Genomic DNA, 14923 nt, shown 5'->3' with positions numbered 1-14923 from the left:
GGTCCATTGCGGCCCGCCGCTGTCTGAGCCGGCGGGCCGTGGACTTAGCGGCGGCGCTGCCGCATACCGTAAACAAACACCACGGCAAAGCACAGCAACGGCAGCAGGTACGACAGCGCGGTGCTGTATCGGTCCGCCAGCGCCCCCATAAAGTAAGGCATGATGGCGCCGCCGACGATCGCCATAATCATAAAGGAACTGGCGCGCTTGGTGTGTTTACCCATATTTTTCACCCCCAGGGCGAAAATGGTCGGAAACATGATCGACATAAAGAAGAACACGCCAATCAACGCCACCACCGAGATCCCGTCGATACTGAGCATCACCACGCCGCACAGCAGAATATTGATCAGCGAGTAAAGCATCAGCAATGTGGCGGGTTTCACTCTGCCCATCAGCCAGGTGCTGAAGAAGCGGCCGATCATAAAGCAAATCATGGCGATGGAGAGCAGGTAGGAGGCGCTCTGGTTGGAAACATCGCTCCAGTGTTCGGTGGCGTAGTTAATAAAGAACGCCCCCACGCCGACCTGCGCCGCCACGTAGAAGAACTGGGTAATCACCCCGCCGACAAAATGCTTGTGCTGCCACAACCCGTGCGCGATTTCGCCCTGTTCCGGCTGCTCTTCCTCACGGATATCCGGCAGCCGGGTGCGGCTGAACAACAAGGCAATCAGCAGCACCAGCACGGCGATCGCCACATAAGTCACCTTCACCGCGCTCTGGTCGCCGCCGCTTGCCCCCTGGGTTGCGGAGAAAAACAGCGTACCGCCGATCATCGGCCCGATGAATTGCCCCAGGCCGTTAAAAGACTGAGCGAGGTTGAGCCGCCGTTCCGCGCCCTGCGTATCGCCCAGCACCGTAGCGTAAGGGTTGGCAGCGGTTTCCAGGCACCCCAGGCCGCAGGCAATGACGAACAGCGCAAACAGGAAGGCGCCGAAGCTGTTGGCGGAGGCCGCCGGCACAAACAACAGCGCCCCCAGCGCATACAGACACAGCCCTACCAGAATGCCGGCCTTATAGCCTTTCCTGTCCATAAAATAACCGGCGGGCAACGCCACCAGGAAATAAGCGCCGAAATACGCCGCCTGCAGTAACCCCGACTGCGCCTTGGTCACGTGCAGTGTTTCCTGAAAGTGTTTATTCAATACGTCCAACAGGCCATACGACAGCCCCCACATAAAGAACAGGCTGGTGACCAGGATAAAGGCCCAGCGTAAATTGGAGATCGCCTTGACGCCCAGCTGTGGCGGGGCCGCACTTTTTTCAGCAAGCATTGATATATCCTCGGGTAGGGTAATGAGATGTTGTTATTGCTGTTGCAAAGAGAATATCCGCTCCATCGCCACCCATTTTTCGCCCTGCGGCGTCCAGGGGGTAGCCACCTGGTATTTCCACATCAGGGCTTCCCAGCGCTGAACATGGGGATTGCTCAGACCGGCGGCGTCAAACCGCCCGGCATCGAACGCGGCGCTGACCTCGACGATCATGAACAGCCGGGTGCCCAGCCGGTAAATCTCCATATCCAGGATGCCGTGCTCACGCAGATGTTCGGCAATGTCCGGCCAGATGCGTTGGTGGTGGCGCTGATACTCCTCAATCAGCGCCGGTGAATCGACCAGATCGAGCGCCTGGCAAAAGCGCCGCGGCAACCCCGCCGGGCCGCTCATGTGATCGCCCGATCAAGGTGCAGGTAGCCGCCGTCCACCGACAACCACTGCCCGGTGGTGTGCGACGATCGCGACGAGATCAAAAACACCACGGTGTTGGCGATTTCCTGCGGCGTGGTCATCCGCCGTTCGAACGGAATGCGCGCGGTAATTTTCTCAAGCTGCTGCTCCGGCTGTTCGAAGGTATTGATCCAGCGCTGATACTGCGGCGTGATCACTTCCGCCGGCACTACGGCATTCACTCGCACTCCGTCATGGCGCAGCGACACCGCCCACTCACGCGTTAACGCCAGCACGGCGCCCTTGGCGGCGGTATAACCGCTGGTGCCGCCCTGCCCGCTGAGTGCCGTTTTGGAGGCGATGTTGACGATGGCCCCCTTGCTGCTTTGCAACGCCTGCTGGCACAGGTGCGCCATCAGATAGTAATGAACCAGGTTTTTCTCCAGCGAGCCGACAAACGCCTCTCGCCCCGCTTCCAGCCCTACGCCGTCGTTCACCCCGGCGTTATTCACCAACCCGTCGAGGCGGCCGAAGGTTGCCAGGGTTTGCGCCACCGCTCGCCGGCAGTCGTTTTCTTCACAGAGATCGGTGATGATCACTTCGCTCTGCGGCTGCAACCGGCGCAGCGCCGTCAGGAAACCCGCCTCCGGGGCCGCGTTGGTGACTATCACCGGAATAGCCCCTTCTTCCGCCAGCAGGCGGGAAATGGCCGCGCCGATGCCGGAACCGCCGCCGGTGACAATCACCACCTTCTCGTTCAGATACAAATCCATAATTCCACTCCGTTAATCCGTAGCTAGCCCCTGGCCAGGCTGTACACGCGGCTGGCAGTGCCGCCCCAAATCGCCGCCTGCTGTGCAGGGCTCAGCGTGGCGACGGCCTGTTCGCACAGGCGATAAACCTGGCCGTAATCGCCGGCCAGCAGGCACACCGGCCAGTCGGAACCGAACATCAGCCGCTGCGGGCCGAATGCCTCCAGCGCCGCCTCAAAAAACGGCAACAGCTGCTGCGCCTGCCAACCGCCGCCGGGCGCTTCGGTAATCAACCCGGACAGCTTGCAGGCTACGTGGGGCAGCGCCGCCAGCGGTTTGATTTGCTGCGCCCAATGCTGCGCGCCACGGGCAATATCCGGCTTGCCGAGATGATCCAACACCAGCCAGTAATCGTCGTGCCGGGCGGCAAACTGCGCCGCAGCCGCCAGATCCCGGTGAGTGACCAGAATGTCGTAGACATAGCCGTGCCGTTGCAGCGTCTGCATGCCGCGCCGCACCTCCGGCCGTTCCAGCCAGGCTGCCGGCTGCGGCTCATCCTGAACCAGATGACGCAGGCCGCGCAGCAGCGGCTGTTGGCGCAGTTGATCAAGCCGCTGCGGCAACTGAGGCGCGGCAATGTCCAGCCATCCCACCACGCCGCATATGCCGCGGCTTTTCTGCACCTGCGCCAGCAGCGTCTGGGTTTCCTGCTCGCACTGGCGGGCCTGCACCACCAACGCGCCGTCGAAACCGTGGCGTTCCAGCAGCGGTTCGAGTTGCGCCGGGCCGTAGTCCTGGCGCAGCACCGCCATCTGTTCGCTAATCCACGGATAACTCTGCGGCCGGTAGCGCCAGTAGTGTTGGTGGGCGTCGATGCGCAGCATGCCGTGCCCCCGCTTCAACCGCGAAACCGGTACTGTTCGATCGACGCAGGATGCATCTCGATCGAATACCCAGGGTGTTGCGGCGGCATGTAAGCCGCGCCCCGGATATCGCAAGGATGAATAAAATGCTCATGCAGGTGATCTACATATTCGATCACTCGCCCGTCGTGGGTACCGGCGATGCACAGGTAATCGATCATCGACAGATGCTGCACGTATTCGCACAACCCCACGCCGCCGGCATGCGGGCACACCGGCAGGTTGTATTTCGCCGCCATCAGCATCACCGCCAACACCTCGTTGACCCCGCCAAGGCGGCAGGCGTCGATCTGCACCACGTCAATCGCCCCGCGCATGATGAACTGCTTGAACATAATGCGGTTCTGGCACATCTCGCCGGTGGCGACCTTGACCGGATGGATCCCTTCGCGGATGCGGCGATGCCCCTCGACGTCGTCCGGGCTGGTCGGTTCTTCGATAAACCAGGGTTTGGCGAACGCCAGGTGCTTCACCCACGGAATGGCGTCGTTAACTTCCCACACCTGGTTGGCGTCGATCATCAGTTGGCGATCGGGGCCGATCACCTCGCGGGCGATGCGCACGCGGCGGATATCGTCTTCCAGGTCGCGGCCCACTTTCAGCTTCAGGTAGGAGAAACCGGCGTCGACCGCTTCCTGACACAGCCGGCGCAGCTTGTCGTCCGGGTAACCCAGCCAGCCGGCGGAGGTGGTGTAGCACGGATAGCCTTCTTCCAGCAGCCGCGCCAGTCGCTGTTCTTTACCTTCGGCCCGCTGTTTCAGCAGGTTGAGCGCCTCCTGCGGCGTAATGCAGTCGGTGATATAACGGAAATCGATGCAACGCACCAGCTCCTCCGGCGTCATCTCCGCCACCAGCCGCCACACCGGTTTGCCCACGGATTTGGCCCACAGATCCCATAGCGCATTCACCACCGCCCCGGTCGCCAGGTGAATAGCGCCCTTGTCCGGCCCAATCCAGCGCAGTTGGCTGTCGCCGGTAAAGCGCCGCCAGAACGCGCCCATGTCGGCGGCGATCTCCTCAAGCCGAACGCCGACAATCTGATGCTCCAGCGCGCGGATCGCCGCGCAGCAGATCTCGTTGCCGCGGCCGATGGTAAAGGTCAGCCCGTGGCCGCGCAGATCGGCGCGATCGGTCTCCAGGATCACGTACGCCGCCGAATAGTCCGGATCCGGATTCATCGCGTCGGATCCGTCCAGCCCCAGCGAGGTGGGGAAACGAATATCTTCAACCCGCAGTGCGGTAATCGTCGTCATGGTGCGGCTCCCCATCAGGCCTGTACGGTTGTTTGACGCTGTTCACCCAATCCCTCGATGCCCAGGCGCATCGTCTGCCCGGCCTTCAGGTAGATGGGCTGCGGCTTCTGCCCCATACCCACACCCGGTGGCGTGCCGGTGGAGATCACGTCGCCCGGTTGCAGGCTCATAAAGCGGCTCAGGTAGCTGATAATGTATGGAATGCGGAAGATCATGGTGCTGGTGTTGCCGTCCTGATAGCGTTTGCCGTCCACCTCCAGCCACAGGTTCAGGCGGTGAGGGTCGGCAATTTCATCGGCGGTTACCAGCCAGGGGCCGGTGGGGCCGAAGGTGTCGCAGCCCTTGCCCTTGTCCCAGGTGCCACCGCGCTCCATCTGGAATTCACGCTCGGAAACGTCGTTAATGACGCAATAGCCGGCGACGTGGCGCAGGGCATCCTGCTCACTGATATAGCGCCCGCCCTGGCCGATGATCACGCCCAGCTCCACTTCCCAGTCGGTTTTGACCGAATCGCGCGGAATTTGCACCTCGTCGTTCGGCCCCACCACCGCGCTGGTCCATTTGCTGAACACCACAGGTTCACCGGGGATCGCCGCACCGGTTTCCGCCGCGTGATCGGCGTAATTGAGGCCAATGCAGATGAACTTGCCGATCTGACCGACGCACGGCCCCAGGCGCGGCTGCCCCTCGACCAGCGGCAGTTGGTTGATATCCAGCGCACGCAGTTTTTCCAGTGACGCCGGCAGCAGCGCCTCGCCGCCGACATCAGTGATATGCTGCGAAAGGTCGCGGATCTGGCCGTTATTGTCCCATACCCCTGGGCGCTCCTGCCCCGGTGCGCCATAGCGTAAAAGTTTCATGTCATCCTCTCTAAGAAAGTGGAGGGATGAGTCAGCAGGCATCCTGAGCGCAGGGCCCGGAACGTACACGGCGTACGTGAGGAGTCCGAGCACTGCCCAAGCTCAACAGCCTGATGGCCCATCCCTCAGTTGCTCCAGCCGCCGTCTATGATCTGCACCGTGCCGGTGGTATAAGCGCTGGCGTCCGAGGCCAGATACAGCGCCAATTGGGCGATCTCGGCAGTAGTGCCGATGCGGCCAATCGGCTGGCGGGCGACAAACGCCTGGTAAACCTCTTCCTCGCTGCGCCCCTGTTCACGCGCCTGCTCGGCAATGCGCTGGCGCAGCGACGGCGACTCCACCGTGCCGGGGCAGATGGCGTTACAGCGAATGCCCTGGGTAACGTAATCCGCCGCCACCGAACGCGTCAGGCCGATCACCGCCGCCTTGGTGGTGCCGTAAGCAAAGCGGTTCGGCACCCCTTTCACGCTTGAGGCAACCGAAGACATATTGATAATCGAGCCGTTTTTACGCGCCAGCATGCCGGGCAGGAAGGCGCGGATCATGCGGAACATCGCCGTCACGTTAAGCTCGTTGGCGAACGCCCACTGCGCTTCGCTGCATTCCAGAATCGACCCGCTGTGCACCACGCCTGCGCAGTTAAACAGCACGTCGACTGGCCCGAGGGTTTCCGCCGCCACGGCTATTGCGGCCGGGTCGGTCACGTCAAGCGCCAGCGCCTGAATGCCGGGCAGCCCCTGCAGTTGGCCGGTGTTGATATCGGTGGCGATCACTTCCGCGCCCGCCTCGGCGAACAGCCTGGCGGTGCTGAAACCGATCCCCTGTCCGGCAGCGGTGATCAGCACGCGTTTCCCGGTTAAATTCATTTTCGCTCCCTTGGCCTAAAGGTCCAATGGTCAGGCCATTAAAGGCGGTTAAAGGTCAGGCCTTTAACATGACAAAAGACGCTTTACGCGTTATCGTTTGGTGAGAATGTTATGAGACACAGTTAAAACAGCATTTTGATTAACCAACTTTTTACACTTGATTAACCATTACTCAAGCGAGTTGACCAATAACTGTGCGCTGAATCACTTATCGCTAAACAGCTCAAGGTAACCCATGCCCATTACCAGACTGGAAAATCCTCGTATTTACAGACAGATAGCTGATCAATTAAAACGACTCATCGAAAACAACGAATTTCCCCCTGGCAGCCGCCTGCCGTCCGAACGGGATCTGGCACAGCAGTTACAGGTCAGCCGCGCCTCGGTACGTGAGGCGCTGATCGCGCTGGAAGTGATTGGTCTGGTCGACGTGAAAGTCGGTAACGGCGTGATCGTCCGTTCGCAAACGCCGCTGGCACCGTCGCAAGAGCCGGTGATGGCGCAGGCCGGGCGCGGCCAATGGGCGGAAATCGATGATGAACTCAATATCGAGCTGGATTTTAACGCCGAACTGCCGCCGTTCTCGCTGCTGCAAACCCGCCTGTTGATCGAACCGGAAACCGCCGCACTGGCGGCGCGCCACGCCACCGACGAAGAGCTGGCGGGCATTCGGGCGGCCTATGAGCAAAACTGCCGCGATAATCGAGCCGGATCGGCTACCCACCCCGGCGACCGGCTGTTCCATATCCGCATTGCCCAGGCCAGCGGCAACCCCGCCTATGCGTTCATTATCGGTCACCTGCTCGGCCACCGCTACGGCAGCATGTTCCGCGTACTGCAGCGTCACTATACGCCGGACGATATGCCGCACCGTTCGGAACAGGAACACAGGGCGATCCTGGAGGCGATCGAGGCGCGTGACGTGCGCGGCGCGCGCAAGGCCATGAAAGCGCATCTGGATGAAGTGATCGCCATCTTTACCCGTGCGCAATAGGCCGTTTCGGCACGGCGGGGGCAAGGGTAAAAATTTTGACGGACCGCTCTTTTTTCCACATGCAGCAGGGGCCAAGGCACATTACACTGGCAGCATATTGCACCCTATGGCTTTCCAGTTGCGGCGACGCCGCAGCCTGAAAGACGACGGGTATAGGCCGTGTCAGTCACGCCGCGGCCCGGCCCTCTCCCTGCAGCCTTTTAACATGGATAACGATCGTTGAAGAACTCTTTCCGCGCTTCATTGCTGGCGCTGAGCCTGTGCGCCGCGCCACTGGCCGCTCAAGCCGCCGACCCGCAACTGGCCTCGCAAATCGTCGACCAGTATGCCGAACACATTTTCTTCAACAGCGGCGCCACCGGCATGGCGCTGGTGGTGATTGATAACAATCAGGTGGTCAACCGCAGCTTTGGCGATACCAAGCCGGGCAACGATCTGCGCCCGCGCCCGGATTCGCTGATCCGCATCGCCTCGATAACCAAGCTGATGACCAGCGAAGTGATGGTCAAAATGGCGGCGGAAGGCCGGGTCAAGCTGACCGATCCGCTGCGAAAATACGCCCCGCAGGGCGCCTTCGTGCCGGCCTATAATTCGCGCCAGCCCATCACCCTGCTGAGCCTGGCGACTCACACCAGCTCGCTGCCGCGCGAGCAACCGGGCCAAAAACCGGCGAAAACGCCGGTGTTCACCTGGCCGACCAAGGCACAGCGCTGGCAGTGGCTCGAACATGCCAACGTCACGGTGCCGCCGGGCGTGCGCGCCGCCTATTCCAACCTGGCCTATGATCTGTTGGCGGATGCGTTGTCGCAGGCGGCAAACAAACCCTACAGCGCCCTACTGCGCGAAAAAATCACCGCGCCGCTGGGCATGGTCGATACCACTCTCACCCCCAGCGCCGAACAGTGTTCGCGCCTGATGGTGGCGGCCGCCGGGCCAAGCGCCTGCCGCGACACCACCGCAGCGGGCGGCAGCGGCGGGGTTTATTCCACCCCGCGCGACATGCAGCGCTGGATGCAACAGTTCCTCTCTTCCAACACCGCCGGCGCGCGTAAATCGACGGCGGCCAGCGAACAAACCATGTACTTCCAGCGCAACGATCTGGTGTCGCTGAAAGGCATGGACGTACCGGGGGAAGCAAGCGCGTTGGGATTGGGTTGGGTATATATGGCGCCGAAGGACGGCCTGCCGGGCATTATTCAGAAAACCGGCGGCGGCGGTGGCTTTATTACCTATATGGCGATGATCCCGCAGAAAAATATCGGCGTCTTCGTGGTGGTAACCCGTTCCGAACTGACCAAATTCACCAATATGAGCGATCCGGTTAACCGGCTGGTGGGGGATTTGGCCGCCAACAAAAGTTAGCGCCGCAGAGTGAATGTCGGGGCGAGCAGGCTCGCCCCGACAATACTCACGCCAGGGTCATTTCGTGCATCACCGGGTGGAAGTTGCGTTTGAAGTAGATCAGACCGTTACCGGCAGCGTTCACCAGGATCTGGCGGATCTGCACCAGATACACCTGATGGGTGCCGATGCTCTGGATCTGCGCGATCTCCCCTTCCAGGCTGGCCAGCGTATTGCGCAGCACCGGCTGGCCCAGCGGCCCACTTTGCCACTCCTCCAGCCGGAAGCGATCCTCCATGCTGACGTCGGTCATGCCGGCGAAATGGCGCGCCATCAGTTCCTGTTCATGGTTCAGCACGTTGACGCACAGCCGTTGATTCTCCTGGAAGACCGGGTTCATCGCGCTGTTGCGGTTAATGCATACCAGCAGCGTCGGCGGCGTATCTGTCACCGAGCAGACCGCCGTGGCGGTGATGCCGCAGCGCCCCGCCGGGCCGTCGGTAGTCACAATATTCACCGCGGCAGACAGGTTGGCCATGGCGTCGCGAAACAGCAGACGGTGTTCATTTTCCTGAGACATACAACCCTCCTCCTGAATTACTTCAGCAGATTATCCAGCTGATTAATATCGTCATTGTTATGCAGGTGCGGCACTTTCCAGCCGTGCTGATCGTAATCGGACAGGCACTTGTCGACCATCTGCATCATCTGATCCATGGTGCCGGATCCCTGCGCATGGCGCAGACACTGCAGGCGGATCTCGTCCTGGCTGCCGGCATAGTTGATCTCATACAGCTCATGACGGCCGCCGAACTCGCTGCCGATCGCATCCCACATCAGCTTGAGGATCTTGATGCGCTCGACGTGATCCATCCCATCGGATCCGCGCACGTAGCGAGCCAGGTATTTGTCGATCTCGGGGTTGTTCATATCGCGCACGCTGGACGGCAGATAAATCAGCCCGCTGGTGACGTTCTTTTCGATGATGTGCTTCACCTTGGTGTAGGCCATCGGCGCCATCACGCGGTAGGTCTGCAACGCGGCGGAATCCGGCAGATAAGCGCCGTTTTCCCATTTTGTGGACTCCGCGCACATCGCATCGCTCAGCGACCAGAACAGGTTGCGCCAGGCCACCACCTCGCCGAGATCGGCCTGCACGCCGCGGAACTCCAGCACGCCGGTACAAGACAGGCTCTTTTGCAGCAGCGCGGTGATAAAGTCCATCTTCACCGCCAGGCGCACGCAGGCCTGCAGCGGGAACAGCCGGGCGAAACCGCCCTGGGTGCTCCAACGGCGACAACGGTCGAAATCGCGGTAGATCAGCACGTTTTCCCAGGGGATCAGCACGTGATCCATAATCAGGATCGCATCGTTCTCGTCAAAACGGCTCGAAAGCGGGTAATCGAACGGCGATCCGGTCGCGCCGGCCACCAGCTCATAGGAGGCGCGGGAGATAAGCTTCACCCCTTCGGCGTCCATCGGCGCCACAAACATCAGCGCAAAGTCCGGGTTATCGCCCATTACCTGGGCGGATCCGAAGCCGATAAAGTTGTAGTGGGTCAGCGCCGAGTTGGTCGCCACCACCTTGGCGCCGCTGACGATAATGCCGGCGTCGGTCTCTTTCTCCACCTGGATGTAAACGTCTTTCACTTCGTTGACCGGTTTGTGGCGGTCAATCGGCGGATTGACGATGGCGTGGTTAAAGTACAGACCGGTTTCCTGAATGCGTTGATACCAGTGGCGGGCATTATCGGCGAACTGGCCGTAAAACTCCGGGTAAGCCCCCAACGCGCAGCCGAAGGCCGCCTTGTAGTCCGGCGTGCGCCCCATCCAGCCGTAGGTCTGGCGCGACCAGTCGGCGATGGCGTCACGCTGTTGGCGCATTTCTTCCGGGCTGCGGGCGTAGCGGAAGAACTTGTGGGTGTAGCCGCCGTTGCCGGTGTCGGTATTCCAGCACAGGCGATCCTGGCTGACCGGATCGTGCAGCGCGTCGTACAGTTGGCCGACCGAAGCCGCCGCATTGCGGAACGCCGGGTGGGTGGTGACGTCCTTCACCCGCTCGCCGTAAATATAGATTTCGCGGCCATCTTGCAGGCTTTTCAGGTATTCGGCGCCGGTGAACGGGCGTTTGCTGTCGGCACGAAAGTCTTCTGGTTTCATCGGGTCTTCCTCGTAATCGGCATTTTTCAGGCCGTGGAGTCGGCCATTTGTTAAAATAATGTTTTCTTTTGGTTGCTTAATTGAAGCTGTCAAAGCCGGTTTCGAGAAGAGACTTTTGCGGCAATCGCCGGTACTTTTCAGGTCAGTTTGCCGCTTTCGCGGCAAACTGTGATCGCAGTTACGAAAGGGGATGTTGTGCGGCGCGGTAGGTCGAAGGCGAACAACCTTCCAGACGATTGAAAAAACGGGCGAAATAGGCCGGATCCTTGAACCCCAGGCTGTAGGCAGTCTCATGCACGGTACAGGCGCTGAACAGCAGCATGCGCTTGGCCTCGCGCAGCAGCCTGTCGAAGATCAGCCGTTTGGGGGGCTGGTTGGCGAAGCGCCGGCACAGATCGTTCAGCCGGGATTCGGTCACCCCCAGCGCCTGCGCATAGTCCGGCACCGGCAGATGATCGCGGAAACGTTCATCCACCATTTTGTTGAAACGCTGGAACAATTTCAGCTCGCCGCGCACCCCGCTGGCGGCGGTATCCTCCAACGAGGCATTGCGCAGCAGCAGAGTAAACACCGCCTGCGCCAACAGCGCCAGCGTCTGCTCGCGGCCGGCCAACTGCTGGCCGAACTCGCGGCGGATCAGCGCCCAGTAATGGCTCAGCGCCGTCAACTCCTGCGGGGCGTCCGCCATCGACAGACAGATGCCCGGCATATCGAGCGCCAGATTGCTGCCGGGGTACAGCCGCTCCAGCAGCGGCCAAATCAGCTCCTGGCGCACCGTCAGCACGTGACCGTCACTGACCGGCTCGGTGAAGAACGCATGCGGCACCGAAGGGGGCGTCAGGATAAACAGCGGCGCCTGCACCGAATAGTGCTGGCTGTCCAGCTGCAACTCAATCTTGCCGGTCTCCAGAAAATGCACCTGGAAGAAACGGTCGTGCCAGTGCACCTGCATGTCGCGGCCAAAAAACGCCGCCAGCCCGGCAAAGGTTTCGTAGTGCACCTCATCGGCGGCGTAGCGCGCATCGTACTCTTTGCAAATATCGATGTTGGCGATAAAGCCGGTACTTTTCCGCACTTCATGACCTCCTGCAATCATGTCCACTTACGTATCAAGGTGTCGCTCTCGGACGCGCCCCCTGCATCGGAATGCGCCAGACGATCAACGCCCCGATGACCAACAGCGCCGCCACGAAATACAGCCCGGCGTTGAAACTGCCGGTCAGATCCTTAAGCCAACCGATCAACAGCGGGCTGACCGCCGATCCTATATTGCCGGTGGCGTTGATCACCGCGATCCCTATCGCGCGCGCCTCCAGGCTGATGGATTGATCCGGCGTGGTCCAGAAGATCGCCATCGCGGTGAAGGACCCCACCGAAGCCATGACGATCCCAAGCAGTTGGATCAGGCTGTGATCGGTAGCCGAGGCCAGCAGCCAGCCGGCGGCGGCAAACAGGTACGGCAGCGCGGTATGCCGCTTGCGCTCCTGCAGGCGATCCGATCTTTTGCTCCACCACACCATGCCGGCGATGGTGCAGATCTGCGGGATCGCCGCCAGAATGCCGATCACGATATTGCTGCTGCCCTGATTGAAGCTCTGCAGGATCTGCGGCGTCCAGATGTTGATGGCGCTCAGGGTATTGGTCAGGCAAAAATAGGCCAGCGTGTACATCAGTACGATCGGGGTGAACACCTCACGCCACAGGCTGCGCTGCTGCATCGCCCGGTGGCTGCGCGGCCCGTTCGGCTGCACCAGTTGCAGCTTGTCGGCGTCCATCATCGCCTTCAGGCTGGCTTTTTCTTCGTCGGTCAGCCACCTGGCCTTGGCCGGCGTATCGTCGAGATAGAACCACACCACCACGCCCAGCAACACCGAAGGAATGCCTTCCAGCAGGAACAGCCATTGCCAGCCCTTGAGGTTCATCACCCCGTCCAATGCCAGAATGTAGCCCGAGACCAGGGAACCGATCGCCATCGTCACCGGCATGGCAATCATAAACAGCGCGTTGGCACGGGCGCGGTAAAACGCCGGGAACCAATAGGTGAGATACACCAGAATACCGGGCAGGAAACCGGCTTCGGTGATGCCGACGATCATGCGCAGCACGTACAGGCTGGTCGGGCCGGTGGCGAACAGCGTGCAGGTCGAAGCGATGCCCCACAGCACCATGATGGTCGCTATCCAGCGTCGCGCGCCGACGATCCCGAGCATGATATTGCTCGGAATGCCGAAGATCACATAGGTGACGTAAAACAGCGTCGCCGCCAGGCCAAACATGGTCGAACTGAGGCCGAGATCCTTGCCCATCGTCAACCCGGCGAAGCCGATGTTGATGCGATCGAGGAAAGAGAAAACAAACAGCACGAACAGGAAAATAATCAGTCGCCGAAACAGCTTTTTAATCACCGATTGCTCGGCGGCGGTTAACGCTTTATGTTGCTGCGCCGGGTTGACCGGCGGCAGCGAATCGACGTTGCTCATGGTGGCTCCGATTAATAAACGCTCGGGGATGGCGGTTGCGCCGGCGGCAGATCCTGTTTAAAACGGCTCGCCAGGGATTCCGCCGCGCGCGCCAGCAAGGTGGTATCAACCCCAACGGCGACAAACAGCGCGCCGGAGGCCAGGTAATGCTGCGCCAGCTGCGGATGGGCCATCAGAATGCCCGGCGCTTTGCCGGCCGCGCTGATACGCGCGATGGCGTCGTCAATGGTGCGTTGCACTTCCGGGTGCTGCGGATTGCCGGCAAAACCCATATCGGCGCTCAGATCCGCCGGGCCGATAAACACCCCGTCGACGCCTTCCACCTGCAAGATGGCGTCCAGATTTTTCACCGCCTCGCGGGTCTCGATCTGCACCAGCACGCACATCTGCGCATCGGCCTGCTGCAGATAATCCGGCACCCGATTCCAGCGAGAAGCCCGCGCCAGCGCGCTGCCGACGCCGCGTACGCCGTGCGGCGGATAACGGGTGGCTCGCACCGCCTCGCGCGCTTGTTCGGCATTCTGAATCATCGGGATCAGCAGGGTTTGCGCACCGACGTCCAGCAGCTGTTTGATGATCACCGCATCGTTCCACGGCGGGCGCACCACCGGGTGGCTCGGGTAAGGCGCTATCGCCTGCAACTGGCCCAGCACCGTCTGCACGTTGTTGGGCGCGTGTTCGCCGTCGATCAGCAGCCAGTCGAAGCCGGCGCCGGCCAACAGCTCCGCGCTGTAGCTGCTGCACAGACCCAGCCACAGGCCAATCTGCGGGCGCTTTTCCTGTAATGCCCGTTTGAAATGGTTGGTTAACATGGAACCCCCTTAAACGAACCGGCAGCTGATACAGCCCATAGGGCCATAATCGACGTGGAAGGTATCGCCGCGCCGCGCGGGCACCGGCCGGGTAAAGGAGCCGCCGAGGATCACCTGGCCGGCCTCCAGCTCCACGTCATACGGGAACAGTTTGTTGGCCAGCCAGGCGACGCCGTTGGCCGGGTGGTTGAGCACCGCCGCCGCCACCCCGGACTCTTCGATCACCCCGTTGCGGTACAGCAACGCGCTGATCCAACGCAGGTCCAGCGCGTCCGGTTTGATCGGCCGGCCGCCCATCACCACCCCGGCGTTGGCGGCGTTGTCGGAAATGGTGTCGAACACCTTGCGCGGCCGCTGGGTCTGCGGATCGACGTTATGGCTGCGCGCATCGATGATCTCCAGCGCCGGAATGATGTAATCGGTGGCGTTGTACACGTCGAACAGCGTGCAGTTCGGCCCGCGCAGCGGTTTGGCCAACACGAACGCCAGCTCCACCTCAACGCGCGGCACGATAAAGCGATCGACTGGAATGTCGCTGCCGTCGTTGAAAAACATGTCGTCCAGCAGCGCGCCGAAATCCGGTTCGCTGATCTGCGAGCTGACCTGCATGGCGCGCGAGGTCAGGCCGATCTTATGGCCCTTCAGCGTACGGCCTTCGGCGATCTTCAGCGCCACCCACTGCCGCTGAATGGCATAGGCGTCTTCAAGGGTGATCTCGGGATGGTCCAGCGACAGCGCGCGGATCTGTTCGCGGCTCTGCTCCGCCTGATGCAAGCGCTGTACGGCGCGGCTAATCAGCTCTTTATCCAACATTT

15 protein-coding genes are annotated in these 14923 nt (G+C 61.2%); 2 read left to right on the top strand and 13 right to left on the bottom strand.

Annotated elements, in window-relative coordinates:
• Positions 1 to 44: 44 nt before the first annotated feature.
• The 7 genes from fucP to JK621_RS01875 all read right to left on the bottom strand — a co-directional run bounded on the left by fucP (position 45) and on the right by JK621_RS01875 (position 6321).
• Positions 45 to 1274: an L-fucose:H+ symporter permease gene (gene fucP / locus JK621_RS01905; RefSeq protein WP_212558419.1), complete on the bottom strand. Its 1230-nt coding sequence runs from the start codon at positions 1272 to 1274 to the stop codon at positions 45 to 47.
• A gap of 33 nt (positions 1275 to 1307) precedes the next feature.
• Positions 1308 to 1667: an L-rhamnose mutarotase gene (locus tag JK621_RS01900; protein WP_212558418.1), complete on the bottom strand. Its 360-nt coding sequence runs from the start codon at positions 1665 to 1667 to the stop codon at positions 1308 to 1310.
• The gene (locus JK621_RS01895) at positions 1664 to 2440 is read right to left on the bottom strand and encodes an SDR family oxidoreductase (protein WP_212558417.1); all 777 of its coding nucleotides are present in this window, start codon (positions 2438 to 2440) and stop codon (positions 1664 to 1666) included. Before JK621_RS01895 ends, JK621_RS01900 begins: the two co-directional genes overlap by 4 nt.
• A 23-nt stretch (positions 2441 to 2463) precedes the next feature.
• Positions 2464 to 3303: an amidohydrolase family protein gene (locus JK621_RS01890; RefSeq protein WP_212558416.1), complete on the bottom strand. Its 840-nt coding sequence runs from the start codon at positions 3301 to 3303 to the stop codon at positions 2464 to 2466.
• 14 nt (positions 3304 to 3317) lie between these two features.
• Positions 3318 to 4595 (bottom strand): L-fuconate dehydratase, encoded by a 1278-nt coding sequence (locus tag JK621_RS01885; RefSeq protein WP_212558415.1) that lies wholly within the window; start codon positions 4593 to 4595, stop codon positions 3318 to 3320.
• Positions 4596 to 4609: 14 nt separating this feature from the next.
• The gene (locus JK621_RS01880) at positions 4610 to 5455 is read right to left on the bottom strand and encodes a fumarylacetoacetate hydrolase family protein (protein WP_212558414.1); all 846 of its coding nucleotides are present in this window, start codon (positions 5453 to 5455) and stop codon (positions 4610 to 4612) included.
• Positions 5456 to 5580: 125 nt separating this feature from the next.
• Positions 5581 to 6321, bottom strand: a complete 741-nt coding sequence (locus JK621_RS01875; RefSeq protein WP_212558413.1) for an SDR family oxidoreductase — start codon at positions 6319 to 6321, stop codon at positions 5581 to 5583.
• A gap of 235 nt (positions 6322 to 6556) precedes the next feature.
• Here JK621_RS01875 and JK621_RS01870 point away from each other — a divergent pair, with 235 nt between their 5' ends.
• The gene (locus JK621_RS01870) at positions 6557 to 7315 is read left to right on the top strand and encodes a FadR/GntR family transcriptional regulator (RefSeq protein WP_212558412.1); all 759 of its coding nucleotides are present in this window, start codon (positions 6557 to 6559) and stop codon (positions 7313 to 7315) included.
• 219 nt (positions 7316 to 7534) lie between these two features.
• Entirely contained in the window at positions 7535 to 8677 is a 1143-nt protein-coding gene (gene ampH, locus JK621_RS01865) for a D-alanyl-D-alanine-carboxypeptidase/endopeptidase AmpH (RefSeq protein WP_212558411.1), read from the top strand.
• 46 nt (positions 8678 to 8723) lie between these two features.
• Here ampH and hpaC read toward each other — a convergent pair whose 3' ends face one another.
• The 6 genes from hpaC to hpaH all read right to left on the bottom strand — a co-directional run bounded on the left by hpaC (position 8724) and on the right by hpaH (position 14921).
• Positions 8724 to 9236 (bottom strand): 4-hydroxyphenylacetate 3-monooxygenase, reductase component, encoded by a 513-nt coding sequence (hpaC, locus tag JK621_RS01860; protein WP_212558410.1) that lies wholly within the window; start codon positions 9234 to 9236, stop codon positions 8724 to 8726.
• A gap of 17 nt (positions 9237 to 9253) precedes the next feature.
• Complete coding sequence (gene hpaB / locus JK621_RS01855) at positions 9254 to 10816, bottom strand: 4-hydroxyphenylacetate 3-monooxygenase, oxygenase component (protein WP_212558409.1); 1563 nt, start codon at positions 10814 to 10816, stop codon at positions 9254 to 9256.
• A 178-nt stretch (positions 10817 to 10994) separates the two neighbouring features.
• A complete protein-coding gene (gene hpaA, locus JK621_RS01850; RefSeq protein WP_212558408.1) occupies positions 10995 to 11912 on the bottom strand; it encodes a 4-hydroxyphenylacetate catabolism regulatory protein HpaA in 918 nt (305 codons plus the stop codon).
• A gap of 13 nt (positions 11913 to 11925) precedes the next feature.
• Positions 11926 to 13296, bottom strand: a complete 1371-nt coding sequence (gene hpaX / locus JK621_RS01845; RefSeq protein WP_212558407.1) for a 4-hydroxyphenylacetate permease — start codon at positions 13294 to 13296, stop codon at positions 11926 to 11928.
• Between the two features lie 11 nt (positions 13297 to 13307).
• The gene (hpaI, locus tag JK621_RS01840) at positions 13308 to 14108 is read right to left on the bottom strand and encodes a 4-hydroxy-2-oxoheptanedioate aldolase (RefSeq protein WP_212558406.1); all 801 of its coding nucleotides are present in this window, start codon (positions 14106 to 14108) and stop codon (positions 13308 to 13310) included.
• A 9-nt stretch (positions 14109 to 14117) separates the two neighbouring features.
• Positions 14118 to 14921, bottom strand: a complete 804-nt coding sequence (gene hpaH / locus JK621_RS01835) for a 2-oxo-hept-4-ene-1,7-dioate hydratase (RefSeq protein ID WP_212558405.1) — start codon at positions 14919 to 14921, stop codon at positions 14118 to 14120.
• Between the last annotated feature and the right edge of the window lie 2 nt (positions 14922 to 14923).

It is taken from the genome of Serratia plymuthica (genome assembly GCF_018336935.1).
Classification (GTDB): domain Bacteria; phylum Pseudomonadota; class Gammaproteobacteria; order Enterobacterales; family Enterobacteriaceae; genus Serratia; species Serratia plymuthica_B.
Note: the sequence above shows the minus strand (reverse complement) of the source record. Positions and strands in the feature narration are given on the sequence as shown.

What these genes read in the sequence shown, in the direction of transcription:
- fucP (WP_212558419.1), bottom strand. Translation starts at nt 1,274, where the DNA reads ATGCTTGCTGAAAAAAGTGCGGCCCCGCCACAGCTGGGCGTCAAGGCG.
- JK621_RS01900 (WP_212558418.1), bottom strand. Translation starts at nt 1,667, where the DNA reads ATGAGCGGCCCGGCGGGGTTGCCGCGGCGCTTTTGCCAGGCGCTCGAT.
- JK621_RS01895 (WP_212558417.1), bottom strand. Translation starts at nt 2,440, where the DNA reads ATGGATTTGTATCTGAACGAGAAGGTGGTGATTGTCACCGGCGGCGGT.
- JK621_RS01890 (WP_212558416.1), bottom strand. Translation starts at nt 3,303, where the DNA reads ATGCTGCGCATCGACGCCCACCAACACTACTGGCGCTACCGGCCGCAG.
- JK621_RS01885 (WP_212558415.1), bottom strand. Translation starts at nt 4,595, where the DNA reads ATGACGACGATTACCGCACTGCGGGTTGAAGATATTCGTTTCCCCACC.
- JK621_RS01880 (WP_212558414.1), bottom strand. Translation starts at nt 5,455, where the DNA reads ATGAAACTTTTACGCTATGGCGCACCGGGGCAGGAGCGCCCAGGGGTA.
- JK621_RS01875 (WP_212558413.1), bottom strand. Translation starts at nt 6,321, where the DNA reads ATGAATTTAACCGGGAAACGCGTGCTGATCACCGCTGCCGGACAGGGG.
- JK621_RS01870 (WP_212558412.1), top strand. Translation starts at nt 6,557, where the DNA reads ATGCCCATTACCAGACTGGAAAATCCTCGTATTTACAGACAGATAGCT.
- hpaC (WP_212558410.1), bottom strand. Translation starts at nt 9,236, where the DNA reads ATGTCTCAGGAAAATGAACACCGTCTGCTGTTTCGCGACGCCATGGCC.
- hpaB (WP_212558409.1), bottom strand. Translation starts at nt 10,816, where the DNA reads ATGAAACCAGAAGACTTTCGTGCCGACAGCAAACGCCCGTTCACCGGC.
- hpaA (WP_212558408.1), bottom strand. Translation starts at nt 11,912, where the DNA reads ATGATTGCAGGAGGTCATGAAGTGCGGAAAAGTACCGGCTTTATCGCC.
- hpaX (WP_212558407.1), bottom strand. Translation starts at nt 13,296, where the DNA reads ATGAGCAACGTCGATTCGCTGCCGCCGGTCAACCCGGCGCAGCAACAT.
- hpaI (WP_212558406.1), bottom strand. Translation starts at nt 14,108, where the DNA reads ATGTTAACCAACCATTTCAAACGGGCATTACAGGAAAAGCGCCCGCAG.
- hpaH (WP_212558405.1), bottom strand. Translation starts at nt 14,921, where the DNA reads ATGTTGGATAAAGAGCTGATTAGCCGCGCCGTACAGCGCTTGCATCAG.